The sequence below is a fragment of the Nonomuraea sp. NPDC005650 genome, assembly GCF_040605375.1.
In the GTDB taxonomy this organism is placed as follows: Bacteria; Actinomycetota; Actinomycetes; order Streptosporangiales; family Streptosporangiaceae; genus Nonomuraea.
The window spans coordinates 281,757-301,155 of sequence record NZ_JBEXCR010000003.1 but is presented as its reverse complement, the minus strand read 5'-3'; the positions used below and the strand labels follow the sequence as shown (position 1 = coordinate 301,155).

Annotated in this window: 16 protein-coding genes; 10 read left to right on the top strand and 6 right to left on the bottom strand. The window is 71.9% G+C overall.

All coding sequences use genetic code 11. The annotated features are described in order from the left end of the window. Positions 1-61 precede the first annotated feature (61 nt). From ABZS69_RS06885 to ABZS69_RS06865, 5 genes are read left to right on the top strand one after another with little or no spacing between them, the layout of a single operon-like run. Entirely contained in the window at positions 62-1,054 is a 993-nt protein-coding gene (locus ABZS69_RS06885; RefSeq protein ID WP_355367735.1) for a LacI family DNA-binding transcriptional regulator, read from the top strand. Further along, positions 1,051-1,824, top strand: coding sequence for a sugar phosphate isomerase/epimerase (locus ABZS69_RS06880; RefSeq protein ID WP_355367732.1), 774 nt, complete (start codon positions 1,051-1,053; stop codon positions 1,822-1,824). The genes ABZS69_RS06885 and ABZS69_RS06880 overlap by 4 nt, the downstream gene beginning before the upstream one ends. Positions 1,825-1,850: 26 nt before the next feature. Then, complete coding sequence (locus ABZS69_RS06875; protein ID WP_355367729.1) at positions 1,851-2,777, top strand: alkaline phosphatase family protein; 927 nt, start codon at positions 1,851-1,853, stop codon at positions 2,775-2,777. A 60-nt stretch (positions 2,778-2,837) separates the two neighbouring features. Beyond that, positions 2,838-5,411: a PEP/pyruvate-binding domain-containing protein gene (locus ABZS69_RS06870; protein WP_355367726.1), complete on the top strand. Its 2,574-nt coding sequence runs from the start codon at positions 2,838-2,840 to the stop codon at positions 5,409-5,411. 4 nt (positions 5,412-5,415) lie between these two features. Next, complete coding sequence (locus tag ABZS69_RS06865; protein WP_355367723.1) at positions 5,416-6,009, top strand: class I SAM-dependent methyltransferase; 594 nt, start codon at positions 5,416-5,418, stop codon at positions 6,007-6,009. Between the two features lie 9 nt (positions 6,010-6,018). On the opposite strand, the gene ABZS69_RS06860 is transcribed toward ABZS69_RS06865, so the two are convergent. The 5 genes from ABZS69_RS06860 to ABZS69_RS06840 form a co-directional block, all read right to left on the bottom strand. Next, positions 6,019-6,891: a sugar phosphate isomerase/epimerase gene (locus ABZS69_RS06860; RefSeq protein ID WP_355367720.1), complete on the bottom strand. Its 873-nt coding sequence runs from the start codon at positions 6,889-6,891 to the stop codon at positions 6,019-6,021. A gap of 65 nt (positions 6,892-6,956) precedes the next feature. After that, positions 6,957-8,087 (bottom strand): dihydrodipicolinate synthase family protein, encoded by a 1,131-nt coding sequence (locus ABZS69_RS06855; protein ID WP_355368313.1) that lies wholly within the window; start codon positions 8,085-8,087, stop codon positions 6,957-6,959. A gap of 35 nt (positions 8,088-8,122) precedes the next feature. Further along, complete coding sequence (locus ABZS69_RS06850; RefSeq protein WP_355367717.1) at positions 8,123-9,268, bottom strand: Gfo/Idh/MocA family oxidoreductase; 1,146 nt, start codon at positions 9,266-9,268, stop codon at positions 8,123-8,125. Positions 9,269-9,718: 450 nt separating this feature from the next. Further along, positions 9,719-10,945: a ribonuclease D gene (locus tag ABZS69_RS06845; protein WP_355367714.1), complete on the bottom strand. Its 1,227-nt coding sequence runs from the start codon at positions 10,943-10,945 to the stop codon at positions 9,719-9,721. 45 nt (positions 10,946-10,990) lie between these two features. Further along, entirely contained in the window at positions 10,991-11,587 is a 597-nt protein-coding gene (locus ABZS69_RS06840; protein WP_355367711.1) for a DUF3000 domain-containing protein, read from the bottom strand. A gap of 589 nt (positions 11,588-12,176) precedes the next feature. On the opposite strand from ABZS69_RS06840, the gene hemE reads away from it, so the two are divergent. From hemE to katG, 3 genes are all read left to right on the top strand, one after another. Then, positions 12,177-13,205 (top strand): uroporphyrinogen decarboxylase, encoded by a 1,029-nt coding sequence (gene hemE, locus ABZS69_RS06835; protein WP_355367708.1) that lies wholly within the window; start codon positions 12,177-12,179, stop codon positions 13,203-13,205. A 135-nt stretch (positions 13,206-13,340) separates the two neighbouring features. Further along, complete coding sequence (locus tag ABZS69_RS06830) at positions 13,341-13,763, top strand: Fur family transcriptional regulator (protein WP_355367705.1); 423 nt, start codon at positions 13,341-13,343, stop codon at positions 13,761-13,763. 29 nt (positions 13,764-13,792) lie between these two features. Beyond that, complete coding sequence (katG, locus tag ABZS69_RS06825) at positions 13,793-16,018, top strand: catalase/peroxidase HPI (RefSeq protein ID WP_355367702.1); 2,226 nt, start codon at positions 13,793-13,795, stop codon at positions 16,016-16,018. 55 nt (positions 16,019-16,073) lie between these two features. Here katG and ABZS69_RS06820 read toward each other — a convergent pair whose 3' ends face one another. Further along, positions 16,074-17,111: a DUF4349 domain-containing protein gene (locus ABZS69_RS06820; protein WP_355367699.1), complete on the bottom strand. Its 1,038-nt coding sequence runs from the start codon at positions 17,109-17,111 to the stop codon at positions 16,074-16,076. A 132-nt stretch (positions 17,112-17,243) separates the two neighbouring features. Here ABZS69_RS06820 and hemG point away from each other — a divergent pair, with 132 nt between their 5' ends. Further along, a complete protein-coding gene (gene hemG, locus ABZS69_RS06815) occupies positions 17,244-18,647 on the top strand; it encodes a protoporphyrinogen oxidase (protein WP_355367696.1) in 1,404 nt (467 codons plus the stop codon). A gap of 5 nt (positions 18,648-18,652) precedes the next feature. After that, on the top strand, positions 18,653-19,354 hold the full coding sequence (hemQ, locus tag ABZS69_RS06810; protein WP_355367693.1) for a hydrogen peroxide-dependent heme synthase: 702 nt from the start codon (positions 18,653-18,655) through the stop codon (positions 19,352-19,354). The last annotated feature ends 45 nt before the right edge of the window (positions 19,355-19,399 follow it).

The window sequence follows — 19,399 nt, the reverse complement described above, 5'->3', positions numbered from 1 at the left end:
GCGAGGATGCGGATCCAGGTGCTGATCTGGCAGACTGGAAACCGCTTTCCGGGGAGGTCTCGTGGTCACGCTTGAGGACGTCGCCAAGCAGGCGGGCGTCTCGCTGGCGACCGCCTCGCGGGTGCTCAACGGCAGCACCCGCCAGGTGGGCGCCACCTTGCGGGCGCGCGTCGAGCAGGCCGCGGACGAGCTGGGCTACCGTGCCAACATCGCCGCCCAGACGCTGGCCCGCGGGGCCAGCAACGTCATCGGCATCGTGGTCCACGACCTGACCGATCCCTACTTCGCGGCCCTGGCCGACGGGGCGATGCGCGCGGCCGCGACCGAGGGCCTGCTGGTCATGGTGGGCACCACGCATCGCGACCCCGAGCAGGAGATCGCCTACGTGGCCACGCTGCACGCCCAGCGCGTGCGGGCGGTGCTGCTGGTCGGCTCGCGCGTCGCCGACCCCGCCGTCACCGGCCGCCTGCGCGACGAGCTGGCCCGCTACCAGTCGGGCGGCGGGCGCGCGGCCTGCGTGGGCCAGGACCTCCTCGGCGTCGACACCGTCGCGCCCGCCAACCGCCAGGGCGCCGCCGAGCTGGCCCGCGCGCTGGCCGGGCTCGGGCACACCCGGTTCGCGGTGCTGGCCGGGCCGCCGCACCTGGTGACGGCGGCCGACCGGTGCGCCGGGTTCGCCGGGGCGCTGGAGGAGCTGGGGCTGCCCGCGCCGCACGTGATCCACGGGCCGTTCGACCGCGACGGCGGCTACGCGGCGGCCCAGCAGGTCAAGGACGCGACCTGCGTGTTCGCGGTCAACGACGTGATGGCGGTCGGGGCGCTCGCGGCCTACAGGGAGCGCGGGGTCCGGGTGCCGGAGGACGTCTCGGTGGCCGGGTTCGACGACATCGTCACCTTGCGGGACCACGTGCCCGCGCTGACGACCGTGCGGCTGCCCTTGACGAACATGGGGGCGCGGGCGCTGGAGCTCGCGCTGGGTGAGACGGACACGGTCGTGGTCGAGCAGGTCGCGGGCGAGGTCGTGCTGCGAGAGAGCGTACGGAGGATGGCGTGAAGCTGGCCGTCAGCACGCTGGGCATGCCCGGCGAGGGGCTGGACAGGGCGATCGGGATCGCGGCCGGCGGCGGCTGCCAGGGTCTTGAGCTGCGCCTGCACCCCGACACCGGGGTCCACGGCGGCCTCGACGCCGCGCAACGGCGCTCGGTGCGTGAGCGGGTCGGGCGGGCGGGCCTGGAGATCGCCGCGCTCGCCGGATATGTCAAGGTCTGTGAGCCCGGACCGGACGAGCCGGTCGTCGAAGCGCTCCTCGCCGATCTCCGGCTCGCCGCCGACCTGGGCGCTCCCGCGGTGCGCGTGTTCCCCGGCGGCGACGATCCCGCCGTCGGCTCCCGCCGGCTCAAGGCCGCCTCCGGTACGGCCGCCGCCCTCGGCGTCCGCGTCCTCGTCGAGACGCACGACCACATGGCCACCGGCGCCGCCGTGGCCGGGCTGCTGGCCGAGGCGGGCTGCCCCGAGACCACCGGCGCGATCTGGGACCTGCTGCACCCGTGGCGCCACGGCGAGCCTCCGGTCGAGACGCTGGCCGCGCTGGGCCCGTACCTCTCCTACGTCCAGGTCAAGGACGCGGTCTCGGCCACCGACACCACGCCCGTGCCCATGTGGACGGGCTCGGTGCCGCTGGAGGAGTCGGGCGAGCTGCTGCGTTCGGCCGGTTACGACGGATGGGTGTCGCTGGAGTGGGAGCGCACCTGGTATCCGCAGGTCGCCCCGGTCGAGGAGATCCTCCCGGGGGCGGCTGACTGGGTGCGGCGTTTCGCCCCTTAGGTGCCTTTCGCCGCTTAGATAGGGGGATGTCCCTAACTAAGCGGAACAAGGTGCTCGTCGTCGGGATGGACGGCCTGCGGTTCGACCGGCTCCAGGCCCTGGGCGCGCCCGTGCTGGGCTCGCTCATGTCCTCCGGCGCGTACGGCACCAGCAAGCTCCCCTACGGCGAGGCGGGAACGCCGCGTACGGAGTCGCCCGGCCAGGTCGTCCCCAAGGCCCCCGAGCCGGGCGGGCGCGTCATCGCGTCGCGTACGGACTCGGGCCCCGGCTGGTCGTCGATCGCGACCGGCGTCTGGCCGGACAAACACGGCGTGGTGGACAACGGCTTCGCCAGCCCCCGTTTCACGAAATTTCCGGACTTCTTGACTCGTGCGAAGCATGCCCGGCCGGAGCTGAGCACCGCCGCGTTCTTCTCCTGGGCGGCGCTGGACGAGCACGGCGCGTTCAGCCCGGTCATCGACCACCGGTTCGTCCTGGACGGTTACGGCTTCGGCTCCTGGGCCGAGGCCGACAGGCAGATCGCCGAGGCCGCCGAGCGTCACCTGGCGGCGGCCGACCCCGACGCCGTCTTCGTGTACCTGGGCGACACCGACGAGGTGGCCCACGACCTCGGCCCGCATTGCACCGAGTACTTCGACGCGCTCCAGACCCAGGACGCCTACCTGGGCCGGCTGCTCGACGCGGTCCGGGGGCGGTCCTCGTACCCCGGCGAGCGATGGACGGTGCTGGTCACGACCGACCACGGGCACGTGGACGAGGGCGGGCACGGCGGGACGTCGGACGAGGAGCGCACGGTGTTCGTGATCGCGAACCGGCTGGAGGAGGACCTGGGCGGCCGCCCGCTCGGCGAGCCGCGGCTGGTCGACGTGGGACCGACGGCGCTGGCCGTCCTGGGCGTCGGGGTCGAGCCCGCCTGGGATCTGGATGGCGCGGATCTTTTCATCAACTGTTGAATTCCTGTCGGGGACGCGCCAGACTGAGTGTCAGGACGCTGAACGGCAGGGGAGCAGAAGATGAAGACGGCACTGGACTTCTCGGACATCGACGCCGGGATGCTCGCCGAGGTGGGCGGCAAGGCCGCGAACCTCGGCGAGCTGACCAGGGCCGGTCTTCCCGTCCCGCCGGGATGGGCGCTGACCACGGAGGCGTACCGGCGGGTCGCCGAGGGCCTGGAGATCGAGAGCGGCGACGGGCTCGCCGAGAAGGCCAGGCGGCACCTGCTGGAGGCGCCGGTGCCGGACGACGTGCGCGAGGCGATCGTGACGTCCTACGCCGCCCTCGGCGACGACGTGGCGGTGGCGGTGCGTTCGTCCGCCACCGCCGAGGACCTGCCGTTCGCCAGCTTCGCCGGGCAGCAGGACACGTACCTCAACGTCGTCGGCGCCGAGGCGGTCGTGGACGCCGTGCGCCGCTGCTGGGCCTCGCTCTGGACCGACCGCGCGGTCGCCTACCGCGAGTCCAACGGCATCGACCACGCCGCCGTCCGGCTGGCGGTGGTCGTGCAGGTGATGGTGGACGCGCGGGTGGCCGGCGTGATGTTCACCGCCAACCCGGTGACCGGGCGGCGGCGCGAGACCGTCATCGACGCCAACCCCGGGCTCGGCGAGGCCGTCGTCTCCGGCGCCGTGAACCCCGACCGGTTCATCGTGTACGGCGGCGAGATCCTCGAACGCCACGCCGGCGACAAGCGCCTGACCATCCGCCCGTTGCCCGGCGGCGGCACGGAGCGCGTCGAGACCGCACACGACGGCCTCTGCCTGACCGACGGCCAGGTGCGCGCGCTGGCCGAGCTGGGCGGCCGTGTGGAGGACCACTACGGCGCGCCCCAGGACACCGAGTGGGCCATCGACGAGGACGGCCGGCTCTGGCTCACCCAGGCGAGACCGATCACCACCCTCTACCCGCTGCCCGAGCCGACCAGGCCGGGCCTGCGCGTGTACTTCTCGGTCAACGTCGTCCAGGGCGTCATGGGGCCGCTCACCCCGATGGGGCTGTCGGCGTTCCGCTTCGTCAGCTCCGGCGCGGCGGGCGTGCCCGGCTACGGCCCGGCCGACCCGGCCGACGGCGCCCCGTTCATGGCCGTGTCGGGCCAGCGCATGTGGCTGGACCTGACCACGGCCGTGCGCAGCCGCTTCGGCCGCGCGGTGCTGCCGCGCATGCTCGCGCTGGGCGAGGCGCGCACCGTGCCCGTCTTCGAGCGACTGGCGGAGGACCCGAGGCTCTCGGTGGTGCACACGTCCCCCCGCCCGGTCCTGCGCGGCCTGAGCAGGTTCGCCCGCCGCCTCCACGCCCCCTCCCGGGTCCTGCTCGCCCTGACGAGGCCGAAGAAGGGCCTGGCGTACGCCGCCCGCCTCGGCGAGCAACTGGACCGGCGCCTGCGGCTGCCTGAGCCGGTCACGCCCGCCCAGCGCCTGGACCACGCCGAACGCATCCTCACCGCCACCTTCCCGGCGATCCTCTCGATCATGCCCATGGTGGTCACCGGCTACGGCCTGTTCGCGCTGGCCTCCAAGCTCTCCGGCGTGCCGATCGCCGACATGCAGGACGTCCTGCGCAGCGTCCCGCACAACCCGACCACGGAGATGGACCTGGAGCTGTGGCACCTGGCCACGCGCATCGAGCCGGAGCCGTTCAGGAAGGAGCCGGTGGCCGAGCTGGTCCGCCTCTTCGAGGCCGGGAAGCTCCCGCCGGTCGCCCAGCGCGAGATCACCGCGTTCCTGGCCGAGTACGGTCACCGCGGCGTCGCGGAGATCGACCTGGGCGTGCCCCGCTGGTCGGAGGAGCCCGCGCACATCCTCGGCGTCCTGGCCAACTACCTGCGCATGGACGGCGGCGCCGACCTCGCGCCCGCCGCGCTGTTCGCCAAGGGGGCCGAGGCGGCGCGCTCGGCCATCGCCCACGTGGTGTCCGAGGCCCGCCGCAAGGGCCGCTGGCGGGGCGCGGTGGTCGGCTTCGGGCTCCGGCGGACCCGGGAGTTCGCGGGGCTGCGCGAGCTGCCCAAATTCTACCTGGTCAAGACCCTCGCCGGGGTGCGGCGGAGCATGTTCGTGGTGGGGGAGCACCTGGTGGGCCGCGGTGTCCTGGACTCGGCGCAGGACGTGTTCTTCCTCGGCTTCGACGAGGCCAGGGCCGCCCTGGACGGGGGCGACCTGCGCGCGCTCGTGGCCGAGCGGCGGGAGACGCACGAGCGGGAGTCGCGCCGCAGGCACGTGCCGAGGATCCTGCTGTCCGACGGCACCGAGCCCGAGGCGCTCGCGACAGTCCCCATAGACGGCGCGCTGATGGGCACCGCCGCCTCGGCCGGCACCGTCAAGGGCGTGGCCCGAGTGGTCCTCGACCCCATCGGCGCGCACCTGGAGCCGGGCGAGATCCTGGTCTGCCCCTCGACCGATCCCGGCTGGACGCCGCTGTTCCTGACGGCGGGTGGGCTGGTGATGGAGATGGGCGGCGCGATGTCGCACGGCGCCGTGGTGGCCAGGGAGTACGGCATCCCGGCCGTCGTCGGCGTCCCCGACGCCACCCACCGCATCGAGACGGGGCAGGAGATCGAAGTGAACGGCGCGGCGGGGACCGTGACGATATCGTGATCAAATGCCCGAGACCTACTGGAATCACAACGTTCATTACCAGCGGCTCGTCCTGAAGCTCGTCCCCGGGGACAGCGCGCACGCGCTCGACGTGGGGTGCGGTGACGGACTGCTGGCGGGCAAGCTGGCCGCCCGCGTCCCGTACGTGACCGGCGTGGACCGCTCCGCCGCGGCGATCGCCATGGCCCGGGAGCGCCGCCCGGAGAACGTGTCGTTCGTCGAGGGCGACTACCTCGACGGCGAGCTCCCCGAAGGCAAGTACGACCTCGTCACCGCCGTCGCGGTCGTCCACCACGCGGACTTCCGCGAGGCCATGGACGCGCTGGTGCGGCTGCTGGCACCGGGCGGCCGGCTGGTGATCGTCGGCCACGCCAGGGACCGCACGCTCCTGGACGGGATCGTCCGGCTCTCGGGCCAGGCGGTCTCGCACGTGCTCAGGCTGTTCCACGGCGGCAAGCGCGGCCCCGGCGTGCCGGTCATGGACCCCGTCATGTCGTGGGGCGAGGTGGGGCGGGCGGCCCGCCGGCTGCTGCCCGGCTGCCGGTTCCGCCGCCTCCTCCTGCGGCGCTACCTCCTGGTCTGGGACAAGCCGAGGTAGCGCCGGACGTCACCGTACGGGGAGCACCACGTCCTCGTAGCGGGCCTTCATCGTGGCCACGACCTCGTCGGGGTCGGCCGCCCAGATGTCGGCGTTGAAGATCTCCACCTCGACGTCGCCCGCGTAGCCGGCGTCCAGGACGGCCCGCGTGATCGGCCGGAAGTCGATCACGCCGTCGCCCATCATGCCCCGGCCGAGCAGGATGTCCTGCGGCAGCGGGTGCAGGTAGTCGCACACCTGGTAGGAGGCGATCCTGCGGCCGGCGCGCGCGACGTCCTCGAACACCCTCGGGTCCCACCACACGTGGAACGTGTCGACCACCACGCCGACCTGCTCCTCCGGGTGGGCCAGGCTCAGGTCGAGCGCCTGGCCCAGCGTGGACAGCACGGCGCGGTCGGGGCAGTAGATCGGGTGCAGCGGCTCCAGAGCCAGCTTGACCCCCCGCTCCCCGGCGTACGGCGCCAGCTCGGACAGCGCCTCCGCCACCCGCTCGCGCGCCCCGGCCACGTCCCGGGAGAACCCGCTCGTGGGCAGGGCCTCGCCCGGCTTCACCCCGGGCAGGCCGCCGACCACCATCACCAGGCAGGCCGCCGACAGCTCGGCCGCCTCGTCGATGGCCCGCCGGTTGTCGTCCAGCGCCTGCGCGAAGGCCCGCCGCCCCTCCTCGCCGGGCAGCCCGCCCGCCGTGAGGAAGCCGCCCCGGCACAGCGACGACACCCGCAGGCCGGCCTCGCGCACCAGCTTCACGCTCTCCGCGAGGCCCTGCTCGGCGACCTTCTCACGCCACAGCCCGACCGCCTCCAGGCCGTGCCGCACGCACCCGTCCACGGCCTCGGCCACGGACCAGCGCCTGGTCGTCCACTGATTCAGCGACAGACTCATGGGCCCGACTACGTCGGTCCCATGAGTCTGACTTCCGTATCCATTGGTTCCCTCGCTTCGCTCACTCACAGTCCATTCACCGCCAGCAGCGCCTTCATCCGGCCCACGGCCAGCTCCTGGTCGGACAGGAGCCCGGCCTGGTCGGCCAGGCGGAAGACCTCCGCCAGATGCCGCAGCGACCGGGCCGACTGGGCGCCGTTCACCATGGCGAACGCGTCCTGGTGGCCGTTCAGCCAGGCCAGGAAGACGATGCCGGTCTTGTAGTTGTACGTCGGCGTCTCGAAGATCTTCCTGGACAGGGGCACGGTCGGCGCGAAGATCTCGTCGTAGCGGGCGAGGTTCCTGGCGGCCTCGTCGTCGTCCTCCGCCGACTCGGCCGCGTCCAGGGCCTGGAGCGCCGCCGTCGCCGCCGGGGCGATGGCGTCGAAGATGCCCAGCAGCGCGTGCGAGCCCGACTTGATCAGCGACGGGTAGTTGAAGTCGTCCCCGGTGTACAGCCGGACGCCCTCGGGGAGTGCGGCGCGCAGCCCTACCTCGTGCTCCTCGTCCAGCAGCGACACCTTGACGCCGTCCACCATCGCGGCGTGCGCGTGGATCAGCTCCAGGAACGACTCGGTGGCCGCCGCCACGTCGCCCGAACCCCAGTAGCCGGCCAGCTGCGGGTCGAACATCTCGCCCAGCCAGTGCAGGATCACCGGCCGCTCCGCCAGGCCGAACAGCTTGCCGTACACCTGGTGGTAGTCCTGCGGGCCCGCCGCCACCCTGGCGAGCTGGCGGGAGGCCATGACGATCACCCCGGCGCCGGCCGACTGGACGGTCTCGATCTGCTCGGCGTACGCGGCCGTGATCGTGTTGAGGTCGGCGGCCTGGGGCGCGTGGTCGGTGCCCGCGCCGCAGGCGACCAGCGTCGCCGGGTCGCCGTACGAGCGGGCCTCGGCGGCGCTGCGCCGGATGAGCTCCTTGGTCGCCGCCCAGTCCAGGCCCATGTTGCGCTGGGCGGTGTCCATGGCGTCCGCCACGCGCAGGCCGTGGGACCACAGGTGGCGGCGGAAGCGCAGGGTCGCGTCCCAGTCCACGGCGGCGGGGGAGCCGGGCGTGTTGTCGCCGAGCGGGTCGGCCACCACGTGCGCGGCCGCGTACACGACGCGGCCGGCGGGCGGCTTGCCGGGCGCCTCCCATGTGACGGGCTCGCGCAGGGTGTAGGCGCCGATCCCGGGCAGGTCGATGGTCGTCACTGCTGCGGCACCTCGATCCTGCGGCCCTCGGCGGACGAACGCAGCCCCAGCTCGGCGAGCTGCACGCCGCGGGCGCCGGAGGCGAAGTCGTTCGGGAAGGGCGCGTCCTCCAGCACGTGCCTGATGAACGCCTCCCACTGCACCTTGAACCCGTTGTCGAACTCGGCGTTGTCCGGCACCTCCTGCCAGCCGTCGCGGAAGCGGGCGGTGGCGGGCAGGTCGGGGTTCCAGACGGGCTTGGGGGTGGCGGAGCGGTGCTGCACGCGGCAGTTGCGCAGGCCCGCGACCGCGCTGCCGTGCGTGCCGTCCACCTGGAACTCGACCAGCTCGTCGCGGTTCACGCGAACGGTCCAGGACGAGTTGATCTGGGCGACGATGCCGCCTTCGAGCTCGAAGATCCCGTACGCGGCGTCGTCCGCGGTGGCCTGGTAGGTGTTGCCCTGCTCGTCCACCCGGGCGGGGACGTGCGTCACGGCGCGGGCGTAGACGGACTGGACGCGGCCGAACAGGTTCTCCATCACGTAGTGCCAGTGCGGGAACATGTCGAGCACGATGCCGCCGCCGTCCTCGGCCCGGTAGTTCCAGGACGGGCGCTGCGCCTCCTGCCAGTCGCCCTCGAACACCCAGTAGCCGAACTCCCCGCGCACCGACAGGATCCGGCCGAAGAAGCCGCCGTCGATCAGCCGCTTCAGCTTGAGCAGGCCGGGCAGGAAGAGCTTGTCCTGCACGACGCCGTTCTTGACGCCCTTGGCCGTGGCGGCCTCGGCCAGCGCCACCGCCTCCTGCGTCGACTCGGCGGTGGGCTTCTCGGCGTAGATGTGCTTGCCTGCTTCGATGGCCTTCAAGACGGCCTTGACGCGGGCGCTGGTGACCTGGGCGTCGAAGTAGATCAGGTTGTCGTCGTCGGCGAGGGCGGAGTCGAGTTCCGTAGTGAAATCCGAAATCCCATGCTTCGCCGCGATATCTGCCAATTTATCGGCATTTCTGCCGACAAGTACTGGCTTGATCTTCACCCTGCCGCCGTCCGAGAGCGTGACCCCGCCCTGCTCGTTGATGGCCAGGACGGAACGGACCAGGTGCTGACGGTAGCCCATCCGCCCGGTGACGCCGTTCATCACGACGCCGATGGTGCGCACGCTCATTGAGGATCCCTTCAGGACAAACATGGGGAAAGCGCTTTCCCGAACCGTACGGCCGCCCTACCAACCCCGTCAAGTAGCCCCAACCCCCACACACCTGGAAACCCACCCCCCACCCCACCCCAGCCCCCCCGGTCGAACACTCCCTCCGTAACACTGCGTATCCCCCCATAGCCGCCCCGTAGCCTCCGCGCAGTGAGATCGCCCTTGGCTCCGCGTCGGCGGGATGGCGTGTGGCGGGGCCCGGCGCAACGTGCACGGCGCTTGGCCGCGAGATGGGCACCGGCCGCGAGATGGGTGCCGACCGGGGGAGGGGCGCGGGCCGAGTGAGGGGTGTCAGTCGTGCGTGGGGGAGCGATCGTGCGAGGGGTGGCGGCTGGGTGGGAAACGGACGGCGCCCCGCTCGTCCCGGGGGTCGGGAGGGCGGGGCGCCGGGTGGTCGGGCCGGGGCGGTTAGAGGTCGCCGCGGGTTTCCAGGCGGGCCAGGGCCTTGGTGATGGGGTGGGCCGTCAGGGAGAGCTGCCACTCGCGGGCCCCGAGCTCGCGCAGCCGGGCGGTCACCGTCTCCTCGGTGAGCTCCTCCGGCGGCTCCCAGGTGAGCCGCCGCACCGCGTCCGGCTGCAGCAGGTTCTCGGTCGGCATGTGATGCTGCTCGGCCAGCCCCGCCACCACCGCCCGCGCGGCGGCGAGGCGTTTGGCGGCGGCCGGGTCGCGGTCGGCCCAGCGGTTGGGCGGTGGCGGCCCGTCGCCTGGGGTGCTCGGCTGCGGGAGCTGGTTGTCCGGCAGGCCGCGGGCCCGGGTGACGGCGGCGAGCCAGTCGCCCATGTGGCGGCGCGCGCTACGTCCGGTGAATGCTGATATTTCGGTCAGAGCCTTCTTGGTGCGGGGTCCCTCCAGCGCCGCGGTGACGATGGCCGCGTCGGGCAGCACCCGCCCGGGCGCCAGGTCGGACTCCCTGGCGATCGTGTCGCGCATGGTCCACAACTCCCGCACGATCGCCAGGGCGCGTACGTTCCGGACCTTGTGGATGCCCGACGTACGCCGCCAGGGATCGGACCGCGGCACCGGCGGCGGCGTGTTGAGCACGGCGGCGAACTCCTCGCGCGCCCACTCCAGCTTCCCGCTGTCGGCCAGCTCATGATGGAGCACGTCGCGGAGCTCGACCAGCACCTCCACGTCGAGCGCCGCGTAGCGCAGCCAGTCTTCCGGCAGCGGCCTGGTGGACCAGTCGGCGGCCGAGTGGCCCTTCTCCAGCCGCAGCCCGAGCACGGTCTCGACCATGGTGCCGAGCCCCACCCGTTCGTAGCCGAGCAGCCGGCCCGCCAGCTCGGTGTCGAACATCTCCCGCGGCCTGAACCCCACCTCGAGAAGGCACGGCAGGTCCTGGGAGGCGGCGTGCAGCACGATCTCCGCGTCGGCCACGGCCGCGTCGAGCGCGGACAGGTCGGGACAGCCGATCGGGTCGATCAACGCGGTCCCCGCTCCGGCCCGGCGCAGTTGTACGAGGTAGGCGCGGTTGCCGTAGCGGTAGCCGGAGGCGCGTTCGGCGTCGACCGCGACCGGGCCCTTGCCCGCCGCGAAACGCGAAACGATTTCAGTCAGCGCGTCGGCGTCCGCGATGACCGGTGGAATGCCCTCGCGCGGCTCCAGGAGCGGCACGACGGTGTGTTCTTCTGTCACGAGTTCACCGACCTCATGACGCTGATGCTGTCTTGACTGGTGCCCTCACTTCGTACGGTCACTCTCCGGATCATCACGGCGGCGGGGAAGTGCGGCCACGTCGGGCGGGAGCGGCGGGATCCCCGCCGCCAGGCACATGAGGTCGCACCAGGCGGCGACGTGGCCGGAGAGATCCTCCTGCGCGGGTGACCAGGACGCCCGCAGCTCGAGCTCGGTCGTGACCGGGTCTTCGGCTTTGTTGCCGAACCCCTCTGACACGGCTCTTGTCACGGTACCGCCAGCGGCGGAGTAGTCGGCTTGGTGGGCGTCCAATGCCTCGGTCAGCCAGCTCCAGGCGACCGGCCCGAGCAGCGGGTCGGAGGTGATCTCCGGCTCCATGTCGGCCCTGACATAGGCCACCAGCCGGAACGGGCCCTCCCACCCGCGCTGGCCGTCGGGGTCGTAGAGCAGGATCAGCCTGCCCACCGCCAGCTCGTCGTCGTCGCGGTAGACCGACGCGCCGATGGCCGACGAGTAGGGGGCCAGCCGCTGCGGCGCGGGCAGGTCCTCCAGCTCGATCTCCGGCCTGACCTCGGCCAGCCGCATGCTCTCCGCCGCGCGGGTGAACGCCGCGGGGGGAGGAGGCTGGTCACTGAGTGTCATAGCGGAAGCGTAGGTCGAAGACGGACGGAAGGGGACCACAGGGGTGCTCATCCTTCGTGATCAAGCCGCTGCCATAACCAGCCGGCGAACCTGTCGGACGGACTCGGCGGTGCCGATGATGATCGCGTGACCGCACTCGACACAGGCCCACTCGGGGCAGTGGCCGGGCTCGTGGCCGTCGAGGCACGGCGGCTGCTCGAACAGCCGCTCGTCGGCACAGGAAAGGCAGCGCTCACTGCGGCGCTCTGGGGAAGTCCTCAACGCACGAGTCATCGAACCGTGGCCTTTCTTCGGGTCGTGGCTCCGACGTTGGCACGAGCCGCTGACAATTCCCCGCAACGCGCTCGGCGTGTCCCGAAAGTGGTCTCTGAATCGATGCCGCGCGGTGGGTTGGTGAACATTTGACCCAGTCGAGACCGGCTCTCTGGCCGGGCATGGGGTGTGTTCGACCCTCGTGCGGTGCCGATGCCGAGCAGACCGGTAAAACTTCATCTGGCTATCTGATCATGACTTGGGGTGTTCGATCGATGTTTTTCCGACACCTCGCGTCAGTGTCGGGACCGCCGCCCGGACGTGGCACCCTTGTGGGGTGAACCTCGCCGACTCAGCGTTCCTGCGTGCCTGCCGCCGCCAGCCCGTCCCCCACACTCCGGTCTGGTTCATGCGCCAGGCCGGGCGGGCGCTGCCGGAATACCACAAGGTCCGCGCGGGCGTGCCGATGCTCACCGCGTGCGAGACGCCCGACCTGATCGTCGAGATCACCATGCAGCCCGTGCGCCGGTACGGCGTCGACGCGGCCGTCTTCTTCAGCGACATCGTGGTGCCGCTCCGGGCGATCGGCATCGACCTCGACATCAAGCCGGGCGTCGGCCCCGTCGTGGCCGACCCGATCCGCGACGCCAAGGGCGTCGACACGCTGCGCCCGCTGGAGCCCGACGACGTGCCGTACGTGAGCGAGGCCATCCGGGCGCTGACCGGCGAGCTGGGCGGCACGCCGCTGATCGGCTTCGCCGGGGCGCCGTTCACGCTCGGCTCCTACCTGATCGAGGGCGGCCCGTCCAAGAACCACGACCACACCAAGGCCATGATGTACGGCGAGCCGAAGCTGTGGCACGCGCTCATGGAGCGGCTGTCCACGATCGTCCTGGAGCACCTGCGCATCCAGATCGCGGCCGGGGCCTCGGCCGTGCAGCTCTTCGACTCCTGGGTGGGGGCGGTGGCGCCGGCCGACTACCGCGAGTTCATCCTGCCGTACACCCGGCGGATCTTCGAGGGCGTGGCGGGCGTGCCGCGCATCCACTTCGGCGTCGGCACGGGCGAGCTGCTCGGCGTGCTCGGCGAGGCCGGGGCCGACGTGGTGGGCGTGGACTGGCGGGTGCCGCTCGACGAGGCGGCCCGCCGGGTCGGCCCGGGCAAGGCGCTGCAGGGCAACCTCGACCCGGCCGTGCTCCTGGCGCCGTGGGAGGTCGTCGAGCGCAAGGCGCGCGAGGTGCTGCGCCAGGGCCGGGCGGCCGAGGGGCACGTGTTCAACCTGGGGCACGGCGTGCTGCCCTCGACCGACCCCGACCAGCTCAAGCGCCTCACCGATCTGGTCCACGAGGCGGGCATCCCCGGCTGACCTCTGGCCGCTTCAGATTCGAGGCCTGTCCCGCCGCGCGCGGGGCAGGCTTTTTCGCGTCTTCGCATGTCCACGCAATGTTTTACGGCGAGCCACTAGACTTGGATCGTTCGTTATCTTGTATAGTTCGTGTTTATGAAGACCACCGCCGAGGAGCTGCGCGGTGTAGGCCTGAGAGTGACGGCCGCCCGTGTCGCGCTGCTCGAGACCGTCCGTGAGGGCGACCACCTCGACGTCGAGGCGATCGCCTCCGGGGTGCGCGACCGTGTCGGCCATGTCTCGCTTCAAGCCGTGTACGAGGCCCTCCACGCGCTCACCGCGGCGGGGCTCGTGCGTCGCATCGAGCCGGCCGGCAGCCCGGCCCGGTTCGAGGGGCGCATCGGCGACAACCATCACCACGTCGTGTGCCGCTCGTGCGGTGTCGTCGCCGACGTCGACTGTGCGGTGGGCGAGGTGCCTTGCCTGACCGCATCCGACGCCCGCGGCTTCATGATCGACGAGGCCGAGGTCATCTACTGGGGCCTGTGCCCCGACTGTTCCACCGCCCGCGGTTCCTGAGCACCGTGATCAAGTCCGGAAGGATTCCCATGTCTGAGAACCATGATGCAATCGTCACAGACGCGAAGGCGGAAGGTGGCTGCCCGGTCGCGCACCAGCGCGCCCCGCACCCGACTCAGGGCGGCGGCAACCGCCAGTGGTGGCCGGACCGGCTCAACCTGAAGATCCTCGCCAAGAACCCCGCCGAGACCAACCCTCTCGGCGAGGCGTTCGACTATGCCGAGGCGTTCAAGAGCCTCGACCTCCCGGCCGTCAAGCAGGACATCGCGGAGGTGCTGACGACCTCGCAGGACTGGTGGCCGGCCGACTTCGGCCACTACGGCCCGTTCATCATCCGGATGGCCTGGCACAGCGCGGGCACGTACCGGATCAGCGACGGCCGCGGCGGCGCCGGGGCCGGCCAGCAGCGCTTCGCGCCGCTCAACAGCTGGCCCGACAACGGAAACCTTGACAAGGCCCGCCGCCTGCTCTGGCCGGTCAAGAAGAAGTACGGCCAGAAGCTCTCGTGGGCCGACCTCATGATCCTCGCCGGCAACGTCGCCCTGGAGTCGATGGGCTTCGAGACCTTCGGGTTCGCCGGCGGCCGCGCGGACGTGTGGGAGCCCGACGAGGACGTCTACTGGGGCCCGGAGACCACCTGGCTGGGCGACGAGCGCTACACCGGTGACCGCGAGCTGGAAAACCCGCTGGGCGCCGTCCAGATGGGCCTCATCTACGTCAACCCGGAGGGCCCGAACGGCAACCCGGACCCGCTGGCCGCGGCCCGCGACATCCGTGAGACGTTCCGCCGGATGGCGATGAACGACGAGGAGACGGTCGCCCTGATCGCGGGCGGTCACACCTTCGGCAAGACCCACGGCGCCGGCCCGGCCGACAACGTCGGCGCCGACCCCGAGGCCGCCCCGATCGAGGAGCAGGGCCTGGGCTGGAAGAACAGCTTCGGCACCGGCAAGGGCGGCGACACGATCACCAGCGGTCTCGAGGGCATCTGGACGAACACCCCGATCACCTGGGACAACAGCTTCTTCGAGATCCTGTTCGGCTACGAGTGGGAGCTGTTCCAGAGCCCCGCAGGCGCCAACCAGTGGCGGCCGAAGGACGGCGCGGGCTCGGACTCCGTCCCCGACGCCCACGACTCGTCGAAGAGCCACGCTCCGACGATGCTGACCACGGACCTCTCGCTCCGGTTCGACCCGGTCTACGAGCAGATCTCGCGGCGCTTCCTGGACAACCCCGCCGAGTTCGCGGACGCCTTCGCCCGCGCGTGGTTCAAGCTGACCCACCGCGACATGGGCCCGGTCGTGCGCTACCTCGGCCCGGAGGTCCCGGCCGAGACGCTGCTGTGGCAGGACCCGCTGCCCGCGGTGACGCACGAGCTCGTCGACGCCGCGGACGTCGCCGCACTCAAGGGCCAGGTTCTGGCCTCGGGACTGTCGGTGTCCCAGCTCGTCTCCACGGCGTGGGCGTCGGCCTCGTCCTTCCGCGGCAGCGACAAGCGCGGCGGCGCCAACGGCGCGCGCGTACGCCTGCAGCCGCAGAGCAGGTGGGAGGTCAACGACCCCGACCAGCTCGCGACGGTGCTCGGCACCCTTGAGGGGATCCAGAAGGCCTTCAACGGCGCTCAGACCGGCGGCAAGCAGGTCTCGCTGGCCGACGTGATCGTGCTCGCCGGTGCCGCCGCCGTCGAGAAGGCCGCCAAGGACGCCGGCTTCGACGTCCAGGTGCCCTTCACGCCGGGTCGCGCGGACGCCGCGCAGGACCAGACCGACGTGGAGTCGTTCTCCGCGCTGGAGCCGGCCGCCGACGGGTTCCGCAACTACCTCGGGAAGGGCAACCGGCTGCCGGCCGAGTACCTGCTCATCGACCGGGCCAACCTGCTGACCCTGAGCGCTCCCGAGCTGACCGTCCTCGTCGGCGGCCTGCGCGTCCTGGGCGCGAACCACCAGCAGTCGCAGCTCGGCGTCCTCACCGCGACCCCCGGGGCGCTGACCAACGACTTCTTCGTCAACCTGCTCGACCTGGGCACGACGTGGAAGGCGACATCCGAGGACGCGAACACGTTCGAGGGCCGCGACGGCGCCACGGGCGAGGTCAAATGGACCGGCACCCGGGCCGACCTCGTCTTCGGGTCGAACTCCGAGCTGCGCGCGCTCGCGGAGGTCTACGCGAGCGACGACGCGAAGGAGAAGTTCGTCACGGACTTCGTCGCGGCGTGGGACAAGGTGATGAACCTCGACCGGTTCGACCTGGTCTGATCGCTGACGTCCGGGCCCGGCGCGGGCCGGCCCGGACGTTCACGCCTGGCGCGGGTCAGGCCGTCCCGGGGCCGGGCCCGGCCCCGGGGCCGTCGGGCCGGGGGCCGGGGCCGTCGGGCCGGGGGCCGGGGCCGTCGGGCCGGGGGCCCGACGGGCGCATGGCCGTCTCGGGGCGCCTGACGCGATTGCGCCGCGACAGGTAGATCACCAGCACGATCAGGGGCAGCGACACGGCCAGCCACGGCAGCAGCGCGCCGAGCACCGTGAGCGCCACCTTCGTGAACGACACCAGCGCGTTCCAGCCCGCCTTGAGCCCGCCCAGGAAGCCCGCGGGCTCCTCCTCGGGATCCTTGACCTCGGTGACCGGCCCGACCAGCCGGAGCGTCAGCGTGGCCATGGCGACCTGCGTGGTCAGCTCCTTCTGCTGCGCCTGCAGCGACTCCAGGTCCGCCTCGCGGGAGGAGATCTCCCGCTCCACCTCCAGCACCTGCCCGATCGTGTCGGCCTTCTTCAGCAGCGTGCGCAGCGAGTCGAGCGACTGCTGCGCCGACTTGAGCCGGCTGTTGACGTCGGCCACCTGCAGGGTGACGTCCTGGGTGCCCTGGTTCATGGACAGTTGCTGGCCCAGGTCCTTGCCGAGCCGGGCGAGCACGTCGGCGTACTTGTCCGGCGGGACCTTGAACTCCAGCATGGCCGTGTCCTCGGTGTCGCTGGCCGAGTTCGTCTCCTCCTTGGCCAGGTAGCCGCCCGCCGACGTCACGATCTGCTTGGCCTGCAGCACGGCGGCGGTGACCTGCTTGGCCCGTACGGTCATGCTGCCGGTGTAGATGACCTGGCGGTCCTGCTGCGTGACCTTGACGTTCGAGACCAGCCCGTCCTTGGCCTGCGGCTGCGGTCTGCGCGCCTTGGCGGCGTCCTGGTCCATGGCCTCGGCCTGACCCTGGGCCTGTGCCGTGGAGGCCACGGCCGGTGCGGCCACCCCACCGCCCGTGTCGCTGGTGAGGGTATGCGTATCGCCGCCGCCGCCGCACCCGGCCAGGAGCAGGGCCGAGCAGGTGGCTGCGAGTGCGATTCCATACCGGATTCTCCTCATGCCCATAAGACGGGCGCCGGATAACCCCGGTTTGAGAAAGGGAATCACGTTAAGGTCACTGTGCCACGGCGCTCCCTCGCCGCGCGGCCCCGAGGGGGTGGGCAGGGCGTTCAGGCGGTAGCGTCTGGAGGCGTGGAAGGGAATCTGGCCCACGTGGTCGTCATCGGCGGGGGGATCTCCGGTCTCGCCGCCGCGTGGTATCTCCGCCAGAGCGGGGGCAAGCGGGTCAGGGTGACCGTGCTGGACGGCACCTCGCGCATCGGCGGCAAGCTGTACGCCTCGGAGGTCGCCGGGGTGAGCGTGGACGCGGGCGCGGAGGCCATGCTGGCCAGGCGGCCCGAGGGCAAGGAGCTGGCCAGGGCCGTGGGGCTCGGCGACGACCTGGTCTTCCCCGGCGGCGCCGGCTCGGCCGTCTACAGCCGGGGCGTGCTGCGGCCGATGCCGAAGGGCCAGGTCATGGGCGTGCCCGCCGACCTGACCGAGCTGGCCAAGTCCGGCATCGTCTCGCCCGGCGGCCTGCTGCGCGTGCCGCTCGACCAGATCCTGCCGGCGACGCTCGTGCGCACCGACGTGTCCGTGGCCGCGTACATCCGGGCCAGGATGGGTGCCGAGGTCGTGGAGCGGCTGGTCGAGCCGCTGCTCGGCGGCGTCTACGCGGGCCGTTCCGACATGTTGTCGCTGGAGGCCACGATGCCGCGCGTGGCGGCGGTGGCGCGTTCCGAGCGCTCGCTGCTGACCGGCGCCAGGCAGCTCGTCGAGGAGGCGCCGAAGGACGCGGGCCCGGTGTTCACCACGCTCAGGAACGGCGTCGGCAGCCTGCCGGAGGCGATCGCCAAGGCGTCGGGCGCGGACATCAGGACCGGCGTCACCGTACGCGAGCTGCGCAGGACCGGCGACGGCTGGCAGCTCGTCACCGGCCCGGTGCCGAGGCCCGAGGTCATCGAGGCGGACGCGGTGATCGTGGCCACGCCGGGGCCCGCGGCCGCCAGGCTGCTCAAGGCCGAGGTGCCCAAGGCGGCCGGCGAGCTGTCCAGGATTGAGTACGCCAGCATGGCCATCGTCACGCTCGCGTACCCGATCGACGCCTTCCCCGAGCCGCCCGCCTCCAGCGGCTACCTGGTGCCGCCCGTGGAGGGGCGGCCGGTCAAGGCGGTGACGTTCAGCTCGGTCAAGTGGCCGCACCTGACGAAGGACATGGTGATCCTGCGCTGCTCGATCGGCAGGATCGGCGAGGAGCACCTGCTCCAGCGGGATGACACCGAGCTGGTCTCGCTGGCCAGCGCCGAGATGGCCGACGTGATGGGCACGAGCGGGCTGCCGCTCGACACCAGGGTCACGCGCTGGGGCGGCGCGCTGCCGCAGTACAACGTGGGTCACCTCGACCGGGTGGCCCGGGTGCGCGCGGCGGTGGCCGTGCAGCCAGGGCTGGCCGTCTGCGGCGCCGCCTACGACGGCATCGGCATCCCGGCCTGCGTCGGCACGGCGCGTACGGCCGCCGCCCGGATTCTGGACCACCTGTCCCGGAGAGGACAATAGACGACATGACAGAGGCAGCCGCGCGGCCCAAGGCCCGCGATCTCAACCAGGTGATCCGTTACACGATGTGGTCGGTCTTCCAGGTGACCGAGCCGTGTCCCGTCGAGCGCGACGGCCTGGCGAGCGAGGTCGAGGAGCTGCTGGACCAGGCCGCCGGCAAGGGCGTCGTGACCAGAGGGGTCTACGACGTGGCCGGGCTGCGGGCCGACGCCGACTTCATGTTCTGGTGGCACGCGGCCACCCCCGAGGACCTGCAGGACGTCTACTCCCGGTTCCGGCGCACCGAGCTGGGCCGCCACAGCCGGCCCGTCTGGTCGGCCATGGCGCTGCACCGGCCGGCCGAGTTCAACAAGTCGCACATTCCGGCCTTCCTCGCGGAGGAGGAGCCGCGGGCCTACGTGAGCGTCTACCCGTTCGTGCGGTCGTTGGAGTGGTACCTGCTCGACGACTCCGAGCGCCGGGCCATGCTGGCCGAGCACGGCAGGATGGCGCGCGACTATCCCGACGTGCGGGCCAACACGGTGGCGTGCTTCTCGCTCAACGACTACGAGTGGATGCTGGCCTTCGAGGCCGACGAGCTGCACCGGATCGTCGACCTGATGCGTACGCTGCGGGGCGCCCAGGCCCGCCGCCACACGCGCGTGGAGATCCCGTTCTACACGGGCGCCCGCAAGCCGGTGCGGGACCTGGTGGCGTCCCTGCCCTAGCCGCCCCCGACGGCCAGGAGAACGTAGGCGCAGGCGGCTCGCCCC

Coding starts and splice junctions, on each gene's coding strand:
- ABZS69_RS06850 (WP_355367717.1), bottom strand. CDS start 9,268: ATGAGCGTGCGCACCATCGGCGTCGTGATGAACGGCGTCACCGGGCGG.
- katG (WP_355367702.1), top strand. CDS start 13,793: ATGTCTGAGAACCATGATGCAATCGTCACAGACGCGAAGGCGGAAGGT.
- ABZS69_RS06840 (WP_355367711.1), bottom strand. CDS start 11,587: ATGACACTCAGTGACCAGCCTCCTCCCCCCGCGGCGTTCACCCGCGCG.
- ABZS69_RS06820 (WP_355367699.1), bottom strand. CDS start 17,111: ATGAGGAGAATCCGGTATGGAATCGCACTCGCAGCCACCTGCTCGGCC.
- ABZS69_RS06865 (WP_355367723.1), top strand. CDS start 5,416: ATGCCCGAGACCTACTGGAATCACAACGTTCATTACCAGCGGCTCGTC.
- ABZS69_RS06875 (WP_355367729.1), top strand. CDS start 1,851: ATGTCCCTAACTAAGCGGAACAAGGTGCTCGTCGTCGGGATGGACGGC.
- ABZS69_RS06830 (WP_355367705.1), top strand. CDS start 13,341: ATGAAGACCACCGCCGAGGAGCTGCGCGGTGTAGGCCTGAGAGTGACG.
- ABZS69_RS06870 (WP_355367726.1), top strand. CDS start 2,838: ATGAAGACGGCACTGGACTTCTCGGACATCGACGCCGGGATGCTCGCC.
- ABZS69_RS06860 (WP_355367720.1), bottom strand. CDS start 6,891: ATGAGTCTGTCGCTGAATCAGTGGACGACCAGGCGCTGGTCCGTGGCC.
- hemQ (WP_355367693.1), top strand. CDS start 18,653: ATGACAGAGGCAGCCGCGCGGCCCAAGGCCCGCGATCTCAACCAGGTG.